We start from the raw sequence: 18,868 nt of genomic DNA on the forward strand, positions 1-18,868 counted from the left end.
GTCCAGATGAATTACTGCAACAACAAATTGAAAGTAATTTCTGGGAACCTGAATATCGCCGTTACAAACGCACCGCGTTCTAACTACTGCCAAGACGGGAAGACATTCAGCAAGTGAGCAAATATATTGCTTTTGCAGTGGCTAAAAAAGCTATCGAGCAAGAATTAGCCCTACCTTGTCCAGATGAATTACTGCAACAACAAATTGAAAGTAATTTCTGGGAACCTGAATATCGCCGTTACAAACGCACCGCGCTCTAACAGATAACAGACCAAAAAAAGCAATGCTGAGGCATTGCTTTTTTTATCGATAATTAACCTGCTACAGTCGGCTAATTTGTTATTTGCGTTTAATCATTGGCAAAACGGGCTAAAAAATCTAGCGAAGGCGCGAAGAATGATGAGCCGGTTAATGCCTTAGTAAACTGCATCAAATGATCATGATTACCATGGCCGTCACCATGCACCATACTGCGAAGCATTTCTTCAAAGTTGGTCGGCGTGCGACAGGTTGAAATAAACATTAACCCTTGTTCTTTAAGCGACCCAAATGGCATGCTCTGACGCAATATCTCCATTGAGTTACCTTGGGCATCTTTTAAATTAACTCGCTTAATATGGCTGGTTAACGGCTTATCTTCAGAGGCGTATTCAATATCATCTTGCTTGGTACGACCAATGATATCTTCTTGTTTTTTATTCGGTAAACGATTCCATTTACTTAAGTTGTGGGCATACTTTTGCACATGAATATAACTGCCACCTTTAAAGCTGGCATCCTCATCATCAACTAAAGCCACTTGCTGACGATTACGGCCTTTCGGGTTTTCGGTGCCATCAACAAAACCAGTTAAGTCACGGCTATCCATAAAGCGGAAGCCACGCTCTTCTTCAATCAGCTCAACCAAGCCTTCAAACATTTGGTTGATTTCATTGGCCACTAGATGAAGGATGTCGTAACGATCGCAACGAATATGCACAAATAAATCATATTCAATGGCAGGCGCATCACGATTTTCAGCTTGCATCGCTGGGAATGGACGCAAATGTTTAGGACGTTGTTCACTATAAAGTGAATCCCAATAGTTAGCGCCAATAGCTACAAAGCCATTAAAGGCACTATCTGCATATTGATCTGTGAGCTCATAGATGTATTGAGCAACATTGGCTAAACAAGGGCGTAATTGAGCTTCAACAGCGTCATTTGCATTAAACATCAAATAGACGCTATGCAAATTACCTTCGGCACAAACCCCTAACTGTTCGCGAGGCATATTCTGATTTTCCATGTTGGAATCAATCACCTTTATCAAATATAAGAGAGCATAATTGTAAGGTAATTGAGCAATTAATTCCTTGTGCTCAAGCTCAATTTTTTAACAACTTTGATACGCATCACTAAAAAATAACCAGTGAATGTGGCGAGATTGATAAATTGACTTTCAGACCTAAGGTCAGTTCAGTTAATTGGCTTCTAACTTCGAGCGTTTGTTGTCCTACCTTAACCCAATAATGACAAATTGTACCTAGAAAACGACGCTCAATAATTTCACCATGGCCTTGAGAAGCAGGTTGTAGATCAATCTGTTGCGGTCTAAGTAGCAACTGGCCTTGATAGTTAGCAGCTTGAGATAACTCAGAGGTACTTTCAATTAATCCCAGAATAGATGACACTTGCTGCTGATTTTTCACCATCACAGATAAATAATTACCCGCACCAAGAAAATCAGCCACATAACGCTCTTTAGGGTGAGCATAGAGGGTTTCAGCTAAACCGTGTTGTACAATGGCGCCATCTTTAAACAATGCCAGCTTATCAGCAAACACAAAGGCCTCATCTTTACTGTGGGTCACAAACACCGCACTGACATTACGCTGTTTTAATATTTGCCTGATCTCTAACATCATTTCATTTCGTACTTGGGCATCAATGTTAGAAAACGGTTCATCAAGTAATAATAATTCAGGCTCATAGGCTAATGCACGAGCAATAGATACCCGTTGCTGTTGTCCACCTGATAACTCATGGGGGTAACGCGACTCTAGCCCTTCAAGCTTGACCAGTTGTAGCATCTCTTCAAGCCGGGCTTTACGTTGACTATTATCCAGCCCATTGACCCCAAATAACACATTCTCACTGACAGTTAAGTGCGGAAATAAGGCATAGTCTTGGAAAATCATTCCAATGCCGCGATGTTCACTGGCAACAAACGTGTTGTCACCACTTAAACACTCACCATTTATTGAAATACAGCCCTGGCTGATGGCCTGTAAACCTGCAATAGCACGTAATAAGGTGGTTTTTCCGCAACCACTTGGGCCAAGCAGTGCAACGATTTCACCTTGTTCTAAAGTGAGATCGAGCCCTTTAAGAATCACCTGTCCTTGGTAGTCACTTTTTACATTTTGAATGGTCAATGTGGACATATTAGCTCTCTTGCTCCAATGAACGGTTTAGATAAATCAATGGCACTAACCCAACTAACACAATCACGATAGCAGCCAAAGCGCCATGTTCGAGTTGTTCATCGGAGACAAACTGGAATACATAGGTGGCGAGGTTTTCAAAACCAATGGGCCTTAACAATAGCGCTGCGGGTAGCTCTTTCATGCTTTCAATAAACACTAATAATGCCCCTGCAAAAATGCCTTTGCGTAGCAGCGGTAAATGCACTCGCCATAATAACTTAGTCGGCTTTTGCCCCATGGTAATACTGGCCATATCCAAGGAAGGCGAAATACGTTTATAGCTGTTTTCAATGCTGCCAATAGATATCGCCACAAAGCGAACGCAAAAAGCAAAAATTAGCGCGATAACGCTACCGGTAAATAACAATCCTGGGCCGCGCGCACCAAAATAGTCATAGACATCATTTATAGCAAAATCTAAATACGTTAATGGCACCAACACGCCAATAGCCAGCACTGTGCCTGGTATGGCATAGCCTGTGCTACTTAATCGTGAAGGTAATAGGTCTGCCCGACGGGGGCTTACGCGCCTAACAAACATCAACACTAATGCCAGTAGCACACATATAAAACTCACGACGAGGGCAATATACAAACTGTTGAAACTGTATTGCCAAAACTGGCTGTTCCAGCTCTGGTCAAAGTAGTCGATGGCGTAGCCGCTTAATACAATAAAAGGTAATAAAAACGCGAGACCAATCAGCAGGCTACAATAGCCAAAGGCGAGCCAAGCTTTAACACCTTTTAGCTGGTATCTGTCTGATTCAGTTAACCTAGACTGCTTTTGATATAACTCTTGTTTGCGTCTGGCAAATCGCTCAAAACCCACCATGGCAAAAATCACCAGCAACATAATGGCTGATAATTTTGCTGCTGCCGATAAGCTGCCATAACCCAGCCAAGTGTCGTATACCGCAGTGGTTAAGGTTGGCACCGCAAAGTAACTCACTGTAGCAAAATCGGCAGCGGTTTCCATTGCCACTAATGCCATCCCTACTGCAAGTGCCGGCCTTGCCATTGGCAGGCCTAAACGCCAAAAGCTTTTCCACGGGCTACAGCCCATAATTCTAGAGGCGTGCAATAGGCTGGAAGATTGCTCCATAAAAGCCGTTCTGGCTAATAAATAGATATAAGGAAATAACACCAATGACAGCATAATTGCTGCGCCGGTTAGGCTGCGAATATCAGGGAAATAATAATCTTGCGGGGACGTCCAGCCAAACACTTGCCTTAGCAACTTTTGTACAGGACCGGCGTAATCAAGCATGTCGGTATACACATACGCGACAATATAAGCAGGCATTGCCAGTGGCAATAGCAGCGCCCATTGAAAGTAACGTCTAGCAGGGAAATGACAACGAGCTACCAACCAAGCGGCTGGCACTGCAATCACTAAGGAACCGACACAGACCTTCAGCATCAGCAATAGGCTGTTACTAATATAGGTCGGTAAAACGGTGTCAATTAAGTGACTAAAAACAGCTTCGTCAGGGAGTGTAGCTTGTACTAAAAGTGCAAAAAGCGGCAAAATTAATATTACCGCAATTGCATAACCAGCGAACGACCAGCCTCTGGTTAAGCCTAAGATCATAAATACTTTCCAGTCTATGCCGCGTTATCGGTTAACGCGGCGAAATAAAGCATCCTTACAGATCAAATTTTACTTCATCAATTAGCTTCACTGCCGCTTGATGGTTTTCTGCTAGCTTAAAGATTGGAAGACTATCTGCATTGAAGTCCCCCCAAGAGGCTACCATGTCAGAAGGGGCAACATCGGCTTTTACCGGATATTCCATGTTGACTTCTGCGTAAAGACTTTGAGCTACATTAGATGATAAAAATTCCATCAATTTTATAGCATTATCTTTGTTTGGGGCAAACTTAGCTAGTGCCATACCTGAAACATTTATATGGGCACCGCGGTTATCTTGGTTAGGAAAGTTGATTTCCACTGATTCAGCCCAGCTTTTTTGCTTAGGGTCCTTAATCATCTTACCAAAGTAATAACTGTTACCTAAGGCGATATCACATAAACCTTCGTTTACCGCTTTAACTTGCGCGCGATCATTGCCTTGTGGTTTACGAGCTAAATTGGCTTTAAGCCCTTCTAACCACGTTTTGGTTTCAGCTTCACCGTGATGGGCAATCATTGAAGCAACCAGGGCAATGTTATAAGGGTGCTTGAAACTACGAGTACAGATTTTGCCTTTATATTGCTCAGAGGCTAAATCTTCATAATTAATATCTAGCTTACCTAAACGCTCTTTTGAAGAATAAACATTACGTACCCGCATGGTTAATGCGTACCAATCGTTACTCGGTGAGCGGTATTGGGCCGGGATATTGTGATTTAAAGTCTCGCTATTCACATCAACAACTAATTTTTTATCAACGAGTTCCATTAAACGAGAAAAGTCAGAGGTTAACACTAGATCTGCAGGAGATAAGCGCCCTTCACGAGCAATACGCTCAGCGATGCCATCTTTGGCAAAAACCACATTCACCTTGATGCCAGTCTGTTCGGTAAATTGCGCTAAAATGGGTTCTACTAGAAAAGCTTGACGATAAGAATAGATAGTAAGATCTTCAGCAGCGGTTGCTGAAATTGAACTTAGTGACGATACTGCTGCTAATCCTAACAGTGCCAGACGCTTAAACGACTTCATTCCAAATTCTCCTTGGCGTTGCGTTACTTTTTATCAGCATAATGGCCCCGTACAGGGGGACTTTCATAATACTAACGAGTAACTGCTTATAGAAATGATAACAGTTATCAATTGCGATAAGGGTAATAGATCACTATCTAAGGAGCAAGTATTGTTTAAGGATATAAGCTAACTAAGATTAAAATATATTTTTTAAATGTACTGCATTAATTACAGCTTCTGCGCTTTTCGCAGCAAGCGAATAAACAGTTTAGCCATTGATAATGCGAGTTACAGCAATGTTACTGCCGAAATACTAACAAGCTACAGCTCGCTAGTTACTCGCTAACGAAAGTCTATTTAAAAGCAGGCTACCAATATTTTTCGACGGTAATTTGCCCTGGTGCTCGACGTAGATTCTTCACTAACCCCTTTTCTATTAGTACCGTTTGCGCATCAGAAATCATTCCTGGATTACCACAAATAAGTACTTGTGAGTTATCTTGCGACAAGGTAACTCCAGCCGCTTGTTCAATGAGACCGCTACTTAACCCATCAGGGATACGACAAGATAAGCCGTCTTTATATTCTTCACGAGTGACAATAGGTATCAGTTCAAATTTTTCGGGATATTGTTGCTGCAGCGCTTGTAATTGGGGTAAATAAGCCAAGTCTGCAATCATCCGCACACCGTACACCAGCACCACTTTTTCAAACCGTTGCCACGGCTCTGCTGTTTCCATAATCGATATAAAAGGCCCCACGGCAGTGCCAGTTGCCAAAAACCACAAATCAGGGCCTTGAAGTGCCCCTGAGGGGATTTCATCTAAAGTCATAAAGCCTGATGCCTTGGTGGTTACTTCGATGTTATCGCCAATTTTAAGTGCCTGTAAATCTGGAGATAACTGACCATCTTCAACAGCGACGGCCAGCACTTCGACATAATCTTTACCGGGTGGGTTAACGATAGAGTAGGCTCTAGCAATGCGCTTATCGTCACGCATCTGACTCAGTTTAATAAACTGACCGGCAATAAATGGCTCAACATCGGCGCGAATACGCAGCGAAAACAACTTGTCATTCCAATCTATACGTTCAATTACAGTACCAGTTGTCCACATAGGGTAATTCCTTGATTTTAGATCTGCTATTTATCTACTGGCAGGGTCTTTAAACAACATTTGGCTAGACCTTACTGTATTAAACTATAGGTTTGATCAACGCCTTCGGCAATAGCTGGGTAAAACTGTTTTAATAGCAATCAAACTCTATCGCTTACTTATACTTAGCTAGAACAAGGTCAAATTTTTTGTCATAAATATCCCCCATCAGCCATACTGAGGATAGTCATAAATCTGCATATCTGGTTAAAATAAACGCAGATAATCACAGGCTAGCGTCAAATTTGCAGCAAACAGATCATTTTTAAGGAACAAAAATGCAGAAGAATTGGTTTATTTGGGGATTAGAAGTTTTTACGGGATTATTTCTTGCGTTTATCGCACTGTTCTTTATCGCGATAATTTATATGTATCTCGCAGATAAATTACAAACCAAGCAAGCGATTAGGCATAACTATCCAGTTATTGGCAGATTTAGATACTTATTTGAAAAACAGGGTGAATTTTTCAGGCAGTATTTTTTTGCCCAAGATCGAGAAGAATTGCCCTTTAATCGCGCCGAACGCAGTTGGGTTTATCGCGCTGCCAAAGGCATAAACCGCACCATTGCCTTTGGCTCAACCCAAAGCCACGATAAAACTGGCAGCATTATGTTTTTAAATGCGGCCTTTCCTAAATACGATTCTGATGAACATAATGACGCTGTCATCACCATTGGTACAAACTGTACTCATCCCTATGCGACAGCGAAAGTATGCCATATATCTGCGATGAGTTTTGGTGCGCTCTCGCGCCCAGCGATTACTGCGCTATCCCATGGCGCGGCCCAAGCGGGTTGCTGGTTAAATACTGGCGAAGGCGGATTAAGTGAACATCACCTTAAAGGTAACTGTGACTTAGTATTTCAAATTGGTACCGCCAAATATGGTGTACGTAATGAGCAAGGGTTATTGGATGATCAAAAACTTGAGCAAATCGCAGCCCATGATCAGGTAAAAATGTTTGAGATTAAGTTAAGCCAAGGCGCAAAACCCGGTAAAGGCGGGATCCTACCTGGCCTTAAGGTCACCAGTGAGATCGCCGCCATTAGAGGCATTCCTGTTGGGGAAGACTCAATAAGCCCCAATGGCCATCCTGAATTTAATCAGGTCGGCGATATTCTGGATATGGTCGCGCATATCCGTAATATCACCGGTAAACCCACAGGTATCAAAGCCGTCGTTGGAGACGAGCAATGGCTCATTAATTTATGTGAAGAAATACTGCTACGAGGCATTGAACACGCGCCGGATTTTTTACTTTAGACAGCTCAGAAGGCGGTACTGGCGCTGCGCCGCAGGCATTAATGGACCATGTGGGTTTACCGCTTAAAGAAAGCCTGCCAATTTTAGTTAACCTGTTAAAACACAAAGGCCTCAAACAACGCATAAAAATTATTGCCAGCGGTAAAATGGTGCTGCCCTCGCAAGTGGCGTGGGCACTGGCAACGGGGGCAGACTTTATTGCCTCAGCGAGAGGTAATATGTTTGCTTTAGGCTGCATTCAAGCATTGCAATGCAACAAAGACACCTGTCCAACGGGTATCACGACCCATAACAAAAAATTACAGCAAGGCTTAGATCCGCGCAATAAGTCGGCAAGAGTGGCAAGCTACAATCGCTCACTGCATTATGATTTAAAGGTTATTGCTCATTCTTGTGGGGTGAGTGAGCCAAGACAATTAACCCGCCATCATGCGAGAATAGTCACTGACAGTGGCGTATCTATTTCATTAGATAAGTTTTATCGGCAATACTGATTTGGACGCACATGATCCGCAGCACTTATACCAGTAGCCGTATTATAGCTATTAGACTTATCGCTAATTAATTGGCCAGATCTAATTTTGAACTAAGCCTCATTTAGGTATAAAATCGTGACTTAGAGCAAGCTTTTATCAAAAGGGTTTACATTTGAAAGTATCACATTCATTAATGACGCCAATGATGTCTGCAAAGACAATATCATTAACCTGTAATAACTGCGAAAGGATGTCAGAAATTGAAGGTGAGAAAATCTGTTTTAACCAAGGCGAAATCAGACGATTAACCCTTGATGCTAACGCAGAGTCAATCATTAAAATGGTTTGTAATAGTTGGTCTAAAAACGCTTAATAAGCCGTTAATAAATCGCACTATTTAAGTCTTTGCTATAACAGTGGTGAGCGCTAAAAGCATTCCCTTAATAGGCTAAATCCACCAAAGGTCAATAACAGATTATAGTTAGCAGAAAAAGCAATTAGATTGCTTTTTCTGGCTTGGAAACTTGTGGTAATTTAAGCTTGATGGCTATTTAGCTACTATATTCGCAGCTAAACATGACTAGTCGGTGATTTAAATAAAAACATCTTCGGCACTATCATCGGCTTTTAGTAAACTATCTTCACTGTTATTGTCATTGATTTTAGCCAAGGTTAAACCGCGAGTGGTAACAATCAATCCTGCGCACAACTCATCATAAACAGTTTGTAGTTCATCTTGATTCATTTCTCGATTTTCAAGCGTTGCCATAATTGCAAACCAATCAGTAGTCACTTTATGTTGTGTACCTTCTAAGGCTGCTATTAAAGAAATGTTTTGCACCCACGACCTCCATACCTAGATTTAATTACCAACTAACTTCCTACTTACCTATACGAACTCAATCCTTTCAAGGCAATTAATACTAATTATACACAAAAACGCCACTATCAAAGAGATAAAACTGCTAACAGCCACTTATCAGAGGGAGAGCGCCTGCTCATTTTGAATTTTCCATAGTTTGGCATAGACCCCATTAAGCGCTAACAAGGTGTTATGGGTCCCTTGTTCAGCCACCATTCCATCTTTAAGTACCACAATTTTATCGGCATCAATAATGGTGGATAATCGATGTGCCACCACCAAACTCGTATGACCTTTAGCAGCATCTTTTATCGCCGTTAATATTGCTTGCTCTGATTTACTGTCCAAAGATGATGTCGCTTCATCAAAGACTAGTATCGGCGCAGCTTTTAATATTGCTCTGGCAATGGAAACGCGCTGCTTTTCTCCGCCAGAAAGTTTAAGACCGCGCTCGCCGACTTTAGTATCCCAGCGCTGTGGTAATGACTCAATAAACTCAGTTAAATTCGCCAGCGCTACTGCACTTTTAACTTCAGCTTCAGTCGCATCAGGGCGACCATATTGGATATTTTGAAAAATGCTATCGTTAAACAAAACAGTATCTTGAGGGACGATTGCAATAGATTGCCGCAGCGCTTGTTGCGATAGGCCTCTAACATCTGTGCCATCGATACTAATAGCGCCAGAGTTTACATCATAAAAGCGAAACAACAGTTTTATTAAAGTAGATTTTCCGGCGCCGCTTTCACCCACCACTGCGACTTTTTGTCCCGCTGGTACAGTGAAGCTCACCCCTTTAAGAATGGGTCTGTTATCGTAATTAAAGTTCACATCATGAAATGACAACGCGCCAATCGTTGGCGAGATATCTGTGGCATTCGCTTTATCATTAATGCTGGGCACTTTATCCAATAAATCAAACATCCGCTCAATATTAGCCAGTGCCCCGCGTATTTCACGATACACAAAACCCAAGAAATTTAACGGGATAAACAGCTGCATCATAAAAGCATTAATTAATACAAAATCACCTAAGCTCATATTACCTGCGGTAACTTCTGAAGCGGCTAGCCACATCATCGCCGTCATCGCCACAGCGATGATTAACGCTTGGCCCGCATTTAAAGCAAATAATGATAGACGGTTTTTACGTTTTGCGACCTCCCACTGCTCTAGTGCAGAATCATAGCGATTTGACTCATATTGCTCATTATTAAAGTATTTAACTGTTTCATAATTTAATAAGCTGTCGATGGCGCGAGTATTCGATAAAGAGTCAGCCCTTGCAGCATCCCTAACATAGCCGGTGCGCCACTCAGTGGCCACAATTGAATAACCAATATAAGCAACCACGGCAACCAAGGTAATAAGCGCAAAGCCAACACCGTAGTTATAAAGGAAAATGCCAACCACTAAAGCAATTTCTAATAATGTCGGCACAATATTGAACACCATAAAGCGCATCAGAAAACTCACACCACTGGTGCCGCGCTCAATATCTCTTGATAACCCGCCGGTTCGTCTGTCTAAATGAAAATCAAGATCTAGGCGGTGCAAATGCTCAAATACGCTCAAGCCTAAACGGCGAATGGCTCTTTCAGTCACCCGACCAAACAAGGTGTCACGAATTTCGCCAATGACTACATTTAAAAAGCGCACCCCGCCATATGCAAGCACTAATGCAATAGGCACAGCAACAATAGCTGCGGTGCGTTGGCCATCTAAACTGTCGACTAAGTCTTTTAAAATAAATGGCAAACCAACACTAGCAAGTTTGGCAATGACCAAACACAACATCGCCAAAAAGATGCGACCTTTAAACTCAAATAAGTAGGGCACTAATAACCCAACGACTTTCCAATTAAGCTTGCCTACTGGTCCATCAAAATACGCCGACGGTCTCATTCATTACCACCAATGATTAAATTTAAGAATGTTTATTTCGAAACTAGCTTTTACTTTTGCCACCACACTAAGTTAACACTTAGTCGCCAATTTAGTGTGACTTGATTTGAGCAAGACTAAAGAATTTGTTTTAAGCAGCCAAAATTAAATCATCATAGCGTTTATTATCGACGCTAATAGCACTTTAGACTTACAGATATTATCATTTGCTAGTATCAAAGGTTATTTTTTAGCAAAAAAACACAAAATATTGCAAAATCAGCTTGGTTTACAGTTCTGCAACGAAAAAGAATTTGCTACTCTTTACTCGTTACTTGTTAGCGATTTCCATTAATCATTCACCTTTATTCCCAGTTCAAAGGACGCAATATGTTAGACGCAGCAAAAACGCAGGCTCCACCAATGCAATTAATTCAAACTTGGGTGTGGATGATGATTGAGTCTGGTAACCCTGAGCTTCAGGATAAGGGAAGAAATAATCTTATTTCTGCTTTTGGTAGCCTTGCAAAAGCCAATGAATATTTAGCTAATAGCAATAATTAAGGCGCTAAAAAGCGCCTTAATTATTGGAGACAAGCTGCACTGTTAGCCGCGGCGATTTAATACGCTTTGATTTAACGTGGCTAATAGCTTTTCAGTATCACTCCAGCCAATACATGCATCAGTTATGCTTTGGCCGTAACACAACTCCTTGCCGACCACGAGATCTTGGCGGCCTTCTTCAATGTTGCTTTCAACCATCACCCCAAAAATATTGTGATTGCCTTGGCTAATTTGCCCAGCAACATCTTCAGCCACTAGCATCTGTTTATTAAAGTCTTTACTGCTGTTAGCGTGGCTAAAATCAATCATAATGTTAGCAGGCAATTTGGCGTTCTCTAATTGAGTTTCAATAGCACTAACATGAGGTTGGCTATAATTAGGCTCTTTACCGCCGCGCAGAATAATATGGCAATCTGGATTACCTTTCGTGGATACAATAGCTGAGTGACCAAACTTGGTGACTGACAAAAAGTGGTGCGGAGCACTTGCTGCACCAATCGCGTCAATCGCCACTTTAATGGTGCCATCAGTACCATTTTTAAAGCCTACAGGGCTCGATAAACCTGAAGCAAGCTCACGGTGCACTTGTGACTCTGTAGTACGGGCACCGATGGCTCCCCAACACATCATATCTGCCACATATTGCGGCGTGATCATATCAAGAAACTCACCGGCGGCTGGTATGCCAGATTCATTCAAATCGACCAATAATTTACGCGCTGTTCGTAGGCCGTCATTAAGCTTAAAGCTATTGTCCATGTAAGGATCATTGATCAGCCCTTTCCAACCTACCGTAGTACGAGGCTTTTCGAAGTAAACACGCATTACAATTTCTAGTTGATCTTTAAATTGCTCACGTAGAGCAATTAAACGCTTGCCATAATCTAAAGCTGCGACGGGATCATGTATTGAACAAGGGCCAATAACAACAAGTAAGCGATCATCTTGTTTGTTTAAAATTCTATGAATGCTATCTCGTGCATTAAACACTGTTGCTGATGCTGCTTCTGACGCCGGAAATCGCTCTAAAATAGCAATTGGGGGCAATAATTCTTTTATCTCATCAATTCTAACGTCATCATTTTTGTAATACATAGTTTATACAACTCCAGCAAACAGTTATTTATGCCAACGTTAAACGTTGAGCAGTAAAGCATTACGGACAGCTTTATATTTCAAACACTAGCATACAATAAAACATCCAATCTACGGTTTTATCAAATTATTCAATTTAAATTACTGTTATTAAATAGCTTTCATATTCAAAATATAAAATATCTAATAAATTCATTCATTTCTAAAATTATCTTCAATTCAATTCGCTTTAATCTTGAGTCTGTTCCTTCGATTATTGCTATCAAAATATATCAAGCAATAAAAAACCACTTGCAGCTAACACGCTGTAAGTGGCTAAAGTAACTAGGCCTTATTATATTAATGGCGCATCATAGCTTGCAGCTTACCTTTATAACGATCTTGATTGGTCTCATCATGGCTAAGATCTAGCGCCTTTTGCATGGTTTTCTTGGCACGTCTTTGATCGCCTGTTGCCCAGTAGGCACGGGACAAACCAAAATAAAACTCATGGCGGTAATCCGCCCGTTCAACCGCACGTTTGTACCACACTAAGGCTTCTTGATATTGCTTTTCAAAATACGCCTCTTGGGCCATATCAAAGTAATAGAATGGGTTATTAATGCGGGCTAATTCAAGAATTTTATGAACCTGTTTCCACTCTTCTAGTCGCTCTTGCTCACCTAATATTAATGCAAGATTATACAGGGTAGTGATATTTTTAGGTTCTAACTGAAGCACATAGCGATAGGCTTTTTCTGCCCGTTCATCTAATCCTTTATGACGATAAATCACCGCCAGAGTGTTAATACTATTGACGTGATACGGGTCTAACTCAATAGCCCGTTTTACCAATGCATACGCTAAGTCGTAGTCACCGCGTACTAATGCTTCTGCTGCAACATTATTAAAGTACATTCCAGATAAGGTTTGTTTATTAATTTGCTTAACACGGTATGAGCGTATTGAGCGCTCAGGCAAAAAATCCACTAATATGTCCGAACCGTGAAGACTAATACTATTGGGAGCGTCACGGTGCAGTAGTTTCATATTTACGTGACCATTTACGAGGTAAAAACCTCCCCTTCTATCCCATATGGGTTCTACATCAATATCTTGAAACTTTACAGGGACATCAAGTACCTGTGCGATAGCAGTTGTCAGTACCACCAGCGACATGCAGTTACCCGCCCGCTCAAGGGCTGTCACGCTGGCCATTCGGGTGTAGTGATCTCGATATTCAAAGCCCCCCTCTTGAGCATTGATGTATTCAGCAAGCCAAAGGTTTACCGGTATTTTAAGGCCGTTAACGCCACCTGAGCGAGCAAAATCACGCTGTATTTCAGTAACTATCTCATCAGGTAAATTGTAAATCTCTGCTGTAGCGGGAATATCTACCTCATTAAAATAACTATCGTTAAATAAGCCACTGACATTAACCTTGGCTTTATTGATACTCGACGTGCTAGAGCAGCCTGAAATAAAAATCAATATTAGTAAATAAAAACAGAGATTAAGGCGTGAAAAACCAAAAGATTGAATTATTAATGAATTTTTCGAAGAAACGTCATCATGATGCAACATAATTCTACCCCACATAAAAGCCTATCATTAAGCATAGAAGTTAGTGGCAGAATTGCGATTTTGAAAAAGTTACAAAAGATGAATGTAAAAAGCTTAAGCCAGTGGCGAATATTTGAATTTCATTATTACTTGGCAACTGGCGGGTCAATTTGAATAAACACCTCTTGGTTTTGATAGGTGTATGGTCGGTAGGAATTACCGGCGCAATTAAAATAACGGTATGGCGCAGCGAATACCAAACAGCCATTCGGCAGAGCTTGTAAAATATTAATTTGCTGCTGCATTTTGAGCATTTGCTGCCATTGATAGTCCTGCTGAACTTGATTTCGTATTGCAAAAGCGTCAAATGGTTCAGATGTCTTTCTCACAACCACTTTTCCCGCAGTGGCGAAAAAGCTGATACTGATAAGTAAAGCAATCATCAATACTTGAAAGTAATTAACCATGTTAAACCTCATTGCACTTATTCACTCGTCACACTTGTTCACTTTTTAAGAGTCACAAAAAAGCAGAACCCTAAGGTTCTGCTTTTAGTTTTAACATGCTCAGTGTTTAAAGCAATCTATTATCCAGCTGATTTGATTGAAACAAACTCTGGGTAAGCATCAACACCACAGTCAGATGCATCCATACCGTTGTACTCTTCTTCTTCAGTAACACGGATACCCACTGTCGCTTTAAGGATAAACCATACTACGAATGAAGCTGAGAATACCCAAGCAAAGATAACTGCTGCGCCATATAACTGAGCACCAAAGTTTGCATCAGCATTTGATAATGGTACTAGCATTAGACCTAGGAAACCGGCAACACCATGTACAGAGATTGCACCTACTGGGTCATCAATTTTAATGCGGTCAAAGGCAACAATTGAGAAGATAACCACACCACCAGCGACGATACCAATGACACCTGACATTAATAGTGAAGGTGATAATGGGTCTGCTGTAATAGCCACTAAGCCCGCTAATGCACCATTTAAAATCATGGTTAGGTCAGCCTTACCCCAGACAACTTTACAAACTAATAATGCTGAAACTGCACCGAAAGCGGCTGCTGAGTTAGTGTTTACAAAAATCTTAGCCACTGCTGAAGCATTTTCTGCGTCTGAGACTAATAATTGTGAACCACCGTTAAAGCCAAACCAACCCATCCATAAGATAAACATACCTAATGTCGCCATTGGTAAGTTTGAACCTGGGATAGGATGAACTTCACCATTTGGGCCATACTTACCTTTACGAGCACCCAGTAATAGTACTCCTGAGATAGCTGCTGCTGCACCGGCCATATGTACAATACCACTACCAGCGAAGTCAACGAAACCAGCAGCAGAAAGGAAGCCACCGCCCCAAGTCCAGTAACCTTCAATTGGGTAGATAACCGCGGTTAATACCACTGCAAAGATTAAGAAAGACCAAAGCTTCATTCGCTCTGCAACTGCACCTGACACAATTGACATTGCCGTTGCAACAAATACAACTTGGAAGAAGAAGTCAGACTCCAGCGCATGATCTGCATCAGCGGCTTGTGAGCCAATTAATGAACCAAATGATGGTAACCAGCCACCTTCAGTGTTATCGACATACATGATGTTGTAACCCACTAACAGGAACATCACACAGGCGATTGAATATAAACATACATTTTTAGTTAAAATTTCTGTGGTATTTTTTGAACGAACTAAGCCCGCCTCAAGCATTGCAAAACCTGCTGCCATCCACATGACAAACGCACCTGATATTAGAAAATAAAACGTATCTAATGCGAAACGTAATTCGGTGACGGTTGTGCCTAACGTTGCTAACTCTTCCATTACATTCCCCTTATAGTGCTTCGTTATCTAGCTCACCCGTACGGATACGGATAGCTTGCTCAAGATCAGTAACAAAAATTTTGCCATCGCCAATCTTGCCGGTATGAGCCGCTGTCGTAATGGCTTCAATTAACATATCTAAGTTTTCTGCTTTAGTAGCAATTTCCAACTTCACTTTAGGAAGAAAGTCGACTTGGTATTCTGCGCCACGATATAGCTCAGTGTGACCTTTTTGACGACCGAAACCTTTTACTTCGGTAACAGTCATTCCTTCAATGCCCATGCTTGCAATAGCTTCACGGACATCATCCAATTTAAATGGCTTGATGATAGCGCTGACGAGTTTCATCTCGACCTCCAAAAGTGTGATTGTTATAAATTTGTTTACAAATACAATTCAATCATCAGGCCAATCATGTAAAACCATGATTCGTATAGCATTTTAAAATATAAGTTAAATAAAAAAGTCTTTTCATGCACTAATAAGGTGCAACTTTAATTTGGCGCGCACAACATTAGAGCGAAGCGTTTATAACTATTTGAATACTTGATAATAAGAATTACGCAGTTAAAAAAGTGTCAAAATGAACAAAGAAAAGCTGTGCGGAAGGGGGGGATGTTACTGATATAAAAATAAACACATTAAAGAAAGCATAAATAAAAAGACCTTCTAATGAAGGCCTTTTTATTTGCAGATTAGCTTTTAAAAATTTATAAGCTGCCAACCGTGTCAGTTGCTTCTGCTGAACTTGCAACCTCATCAGTCGTCTCTTCAGCGAGTAGATCTGCCATTAAGCTATCAACTTGAGGCTGACTGACCACTTCATCTTCAACTGCTACAACAGCCTCATTCACACTGGCAAGCAAGTCTTCAGTTTCATCAGCTAAAGCAGTTTCTGTCACTTCAAGTTCTGCTTCTGTTTCAGCTGATGCTGTTGCTTGCATTTCAATTGCCGAGTCAGGCGCATCATTTGCAGTAGTCACAATTTCAGACTCGTCAATATCAGTGGTAAGCGCAACACTAACTGAAGGCTCAAGTACTTCATCTGCCTTAGCAAGTTCAATTTGGTTTTCTGCTGGCTGTATTTGCTGTGGTTCAATATCAATAACCGTCGTTGCCGGTTTCACCACTGAAGCTGTAACAGACTTTGATTCAATCAATTGAGTCAATTCATCTTTTTTATAAACCGCGCCAGCAATTGCAGCAACAGCGATAGCCGCGACAAATAGCTTAGCACCTGAACCTGATGATTTCTCTTGAGCCTTTCTCGCCGCTTCTGCTGCAGCAAGTTGAGCTTGAGGATTCGGTTGCGGCTTAATCTCAAGTTTTGACTTAGGCTTAGGTTCTGCAACTGGCTTCGGGTTATTATGAGCATCTGTATTTACTTGAGGCTCTACTCGAGAATTTGCAGTTGCAGCGCTACTACCACTGGTCTGTGAATTAATTTCTGCAAGAGTCTGTGGTTTAATCTGAGTTGTGGCAGGTGCAGGTTCAGCCTTAACATCGACTTTCTTAGGTTCGGCTTTATTAACATCTGTTTTCACCTGAACCGCTACGGTAGTTTTTACTACAGGCTCTGGCTTAAGATTGTTAAAATGTCCCTTATTTGCAGCTTGAGCTATCGGCGCCTCTGCAACAGGCGCTTCAGTCTTTGGGAAAGCATAGGCTTCTGTGACTTGTGCTTCTGGCTTATCTTCAACAGTTGCTTGGGGTAATACGCCTTCTTCAGGGCCCTTGGTTCTGGCACCTAAAAATTGACCACCATCATAAATTTCCATTTTATGGCTAGATACATCACCTTCAACTACACCAGAGCTTACAATCACTAAACTGTTGCAATGTAATTTACCTTTAAATTCACCACAAACTCTTAATTCTTGACAAAAAAGCTCACCGTCAATTTCGCCACCAACTTCAATTTTAACTTGGTCTGTTGAACGAATAACACCTTTAACTTTACCGGCAACCAAAGCAGGTCCCTGTACAGTCATATCTCCATCCAATGAAGTATCAGGGCCAATAAAAGTAACCCCATTTCCTTTGTTATTCATACCAATCAGTTTCCTTTATTATTAATTTTCGACATATACTAAACCAACTTTATTAAAACAACAAATAACATTTCTTTTACATAAGTTGCAGGCCAATTCCGAGCTTTTCGCTTTAAAAGTAAAACTTAATAGTTTAATGTATCGGCTATTAGTAAAAGAGCCTGTCTTTAATATATAAATTTGCTATTGAACGGATTTTCAATAGTAGCCCAAATAACAGGGATGTAGCCGAAATGATTTTTTCAGATGTGATTTTTAAACAACTTCCAGAACCACAGGCCCTGCAAGTATCTAAAATCTCAGGATTACTCAATATTGAAACCGCCTTCTATGACTCACTAAACTATGCCTGTAAAGCTGCCGATAAAAGGCCAAAATTTCTTATTCACTATTTAGAAGCCCCTCATAAACACGTAGAAGCCCCTCATAAACACGCCTATTTAATTTCAGCTGATATTCTTACAACAGGTAAGCATTTAGTCTTTTGCCCTCAACTAGATACTGAGTGTGAAACTTTACTTATCTCTAATGGATTCCATGGCGCACTCCCATTGGCCGCAACTGAAGTTGACATTATTGAAGCCCTTAAAAGCATTAATGCTAATAAGCTTTATTTCAGCCACGATGCCATGTCACGTTATATTCAATCAAAGAAACGACAACCCAATACCCAACGCCAGAATGAATTACTGTCATTAACGACCAAGAAAGAGCAGCAGGTATTAACCCTGATATGCCAAGGCTTAACCAATGATGAAATCGCTGCCAATTTAGGCATATCGATTAATACAGTAAAAATGCATATTCAGAATATGTTCAAAAAAACCAAAATATCCAGCCGTGGGCAGCTTTCTTACGCCTTTGCACAAGTTTAAAAATTTAAATGTATATAATTAGCTCACTGCTAATTTGTAACGCTAGCTGTTAAATGGTGCGAGTTAACAGCTTTGAGAATTAACTACAGAAAATAACATTAATTGCACTTAGGTAAGCTTTAGCGTGCAGCAAAGCGCAACTA

16 protein-coding genes and 2 pseudogenes are annotated in these 18,868 nt (G+C 41.0%); 5 read left to right on the top strand and 13 right to left on the bottom strand.

The window, feature by feature from the left end:
• Positions 1-83: 83 nt before the first annotated feature.
• Positions 84-260, top strand: a pseudogene (locus tag Q4546_RS16320) (NAD-dependent malic enzyme); the annotation flags it as partial.
• An 89-nt stretch (positions 261-349) separates the two neighbouring features.
• Here Q4546_RS16320 and Q4546_RS16325 read toward each other — a convergent pair.
• From Q4546_RS16325 to Q4546_RS16345, 5 genes are all read right to left on the bottom strand, one after another.
• A complete protein-coding gene (locus tag Q4546_RS16325; protein ID WP_102438520.1) occupies positions 350-1,288 on the bottom strand; it encodes a Dyp-type peroxidase in 939 nt (312 codons plus the stop codon).
• 109 nt (positions 1,289-1,397) lie between these two features.
• Positions 1,398-2,426: an ABC transporter ATP-binding protein gene (locus Q4546_RS16330; RefSeq protein WP_102438521.1), complete on the bottom strand. Its 1,029-nt coding sequence runs from the start codon at positions 2,424-2,426 to the stop codon at positions 1,398-1,400.
• Position 2,427: 1 nt separating this feature from the next.
• Positions 2,428-4,059 carry an iron ABC transporter permease gene (locus tag Q4546_RS16335; RefSeq protein ID WP_102438523.1) on the bottom strand — a complete coding sequence of 544 codons (1,632 nt, stop codon included), beginning with the start codon at positions 4,057-4,059 and terminating at the stop codon, positions 2,428-2,430.
• A 55-nt stretch (positions 4,060-4,114) separates the two neighbouring features.
• Complete coding sequence (locus Q4546_RS16340) at positions 4,115-5,134, bottom strand: Fe(3+) ABC transporter substrate-binding protein (protein ID WP_102438525.1); 1,020 nt, start codon at positions 5,132-5,134, stop codon at positions 4,115-4,117.
• Positions 5,135-5,484: 350 nt separating this feature from the next.
• Positions 5,485-6,234: a ferredoxin--NADP reductase gene (locus tag Q4546_RS16345; RefSeq protein WP_102438527.1), complete on the bottom strand. Its 750-nt coding sequence runs from the start codon at positions 6,232-6,234 to the stop codon at positions 5,485-5,487.
• A 317-nt stretch (positions 6,235-6,551) separates the two neighbouring features.
• On the opposite strand from Q4546_RS16345, the pseudogene Q4546_RS16350 reads away from it, so the two are divergent.
• Together Q4546_RS16350 and Q4546_RS16355 are read left to right on the top strand one after the other, a co-directional pair.
• Positions 6,552-8,032: pseudogene (locus Q4546_RS16350) on the top strand (FMN-binding glutamate synthase family protein).
• A 154-nt stretch (positions 8,033-8,186) separates the two neighbouring features.
• Positions 8,187-8,387, top strand: a complete 201-nt coding sequence (locus tag Q4546_RS16355; protein ID WP_241900970.1) for a hypothetical protein — start codon at positions 8,187-8,189, stop codon at positions 8,385-8,387.
• A gap of 219 nt (positions 8,388-8,606) precedes the next feature.
• Here Q4546_RS16355 and Q4546_RS16360 read toward each other — a convergent pair whose 3' ends face one another.
• Positions 8,607-8,855 carry a hypothetical protein gene (locus Q4546_RS16360; protein WP_102438533.1) on the bottom strand — a complete coding sequence of 83 codons (249 nt, stop codon included), beginning with the start codon at positions 8,853-8,855 and terminating at the stop codon, positions 8,607-8,609.
• 138 nt (positions 8,856-8,993) lie between these two features.
• Positions 8,994-10,781 (bottom strand): ABC transporter ATP-binding protein/permease, encoded by a 1,788-nt coding sequence (locus Q4546_RS16365; RefSeq protein WP_102475321.1) that lies wholly within the window; start codon positions 10,779-10,781, stop codon positions 8,994-8,996.
• Positions 10,782-11,150: 369 nt separating this feature from the next.
• Between Q4546_RS16365 and Q4546_RS16370 the strand changes: the two genes are divergently transcribed.
• Positions 11,151-11,324: a hypothetical protein gene (locus tag Q4546_RS16370; protein ID WP_102438537.1), complete on the top strand. Its 174-nt coding sequence runs from the start codon at positions 11,151-11,153 to the stop codon at positions 11,322-11,324.
• A gap of 42 nt (positions 11,325-11,366) precedes the next feature.
• On the opposite strand, the gene aroG is transcribed toward Q4546_RS16370, so the two are convergent.
• The 6 genes from aroG to Q4546_RS16400 all read right to left on the bottom strand — a co-directional run bounded on the left by aroG (position 11,367) and on the right by Q4546_RS16400 (position 17,850).
• Positions 11,367-12,419 carry a 3-deoxy-7-phosphoheptulonate synthase AroG gene (aroG, locus tag Q4546_RS16375; RefSeq protein ID WP_102438539.1) on the bottom strand — a complete coding sequence of 351 codons (1,053 nt, stop codon included), beginning with the start codon at positions 12,417-12,419 and terminating at the stop codon, positions 11,367-11,369.
• A 339-nt stretch (positions 12,420-12,758) separates the two neighbouring features.
• The gene (locus tag Q4546_RS16380; protein ID WP_241900971.1) at positions 12,759-13,997 is read right to left on the bottom strand and encodes a lipopolysaccharide assembly protein LapB; all 1,239 of its coding nucleotides are present in this window, start codon (positions 13,995-13,997) and stop codon (positions 12,759-12,761) included.
• Positions 13,998-14,107: 110 nt separating this feature from the next.
• Positions 14,108-14,428: a hypothetical protein gene (locus Q4546_RS16385; RefSeq protein WP_241900972.1), complete on the bottom strand. Its 321-nt coding sequence runs from the start codon at positions 14,426-14,428 to the stop codon at positions 14,108-14,110.
• A 119-nt stretch (positions 14,429-14,547) separates the two neighbouring features.
• Positions 14,548-15,798, bottom strand: a complete 1,251-nt coding sequence (locus Q4546_RS16390) for an ammonium transporter (RefSeq protein WP_102438541.1) — start codon at positions 15,796-15,798, stop codon at positions 14,548-14,550.
• 10 nt (positions 15,799-15,808) lie between these two features.
• Positions 15,809-16,147: a P-II family nitrogen regulator gene (locus Q4546_RS16395; protein ID WP_076539720.1), complete on the bottom strand. Its 339-nt coding sequence runs from the start codon at positions 16,145-16,147 to the stop codon at positions 15,809-15,811.
• A gap of 362 nt (positions 16,148-16,509) precedes the next feature.
• Positions 16,510-17,850, bottom strand: a complete 1,341-nt coding sequence (locus Q4546_RS16400; RefSeq protein WP_303446626.1) for a polymer-forming cytoskeletal protein — start codon at positions 17,848-17,850, stop codon at positions 16,510-16,512.
• A gap of 233 nt (positions 17,851-18,083) precedes the next feature.
• On the opposite strand from Q4546_RS16400, the gene Q4546_RS16405 reads away from it, so the two are divergent.
• On the top strand, positions 18,084-18,725 hold the full coding sequence (locus tag Q4546_RS16405; RefSeq protein ID WP_303446627.1) for a response regulator transcription factor: 642 nt from the start codon (positions 18,084-18,086) through the stop codon (positions 18,723-18,725).
• The last annotated feature ends 143 nt before the right edge of the window (positions 18,726-18,868 follow it).

Source organism: Shewanella sp. 4_MG-2023 (assembly GCF_030548015.1).
In the GTDB taxonomy this organism is placed as follows: domain Bacteria; phylum Pseudomonadota; class Gammaproteobacteria; order Enterobacterales; family Shewanellaceae; genus Shewanella.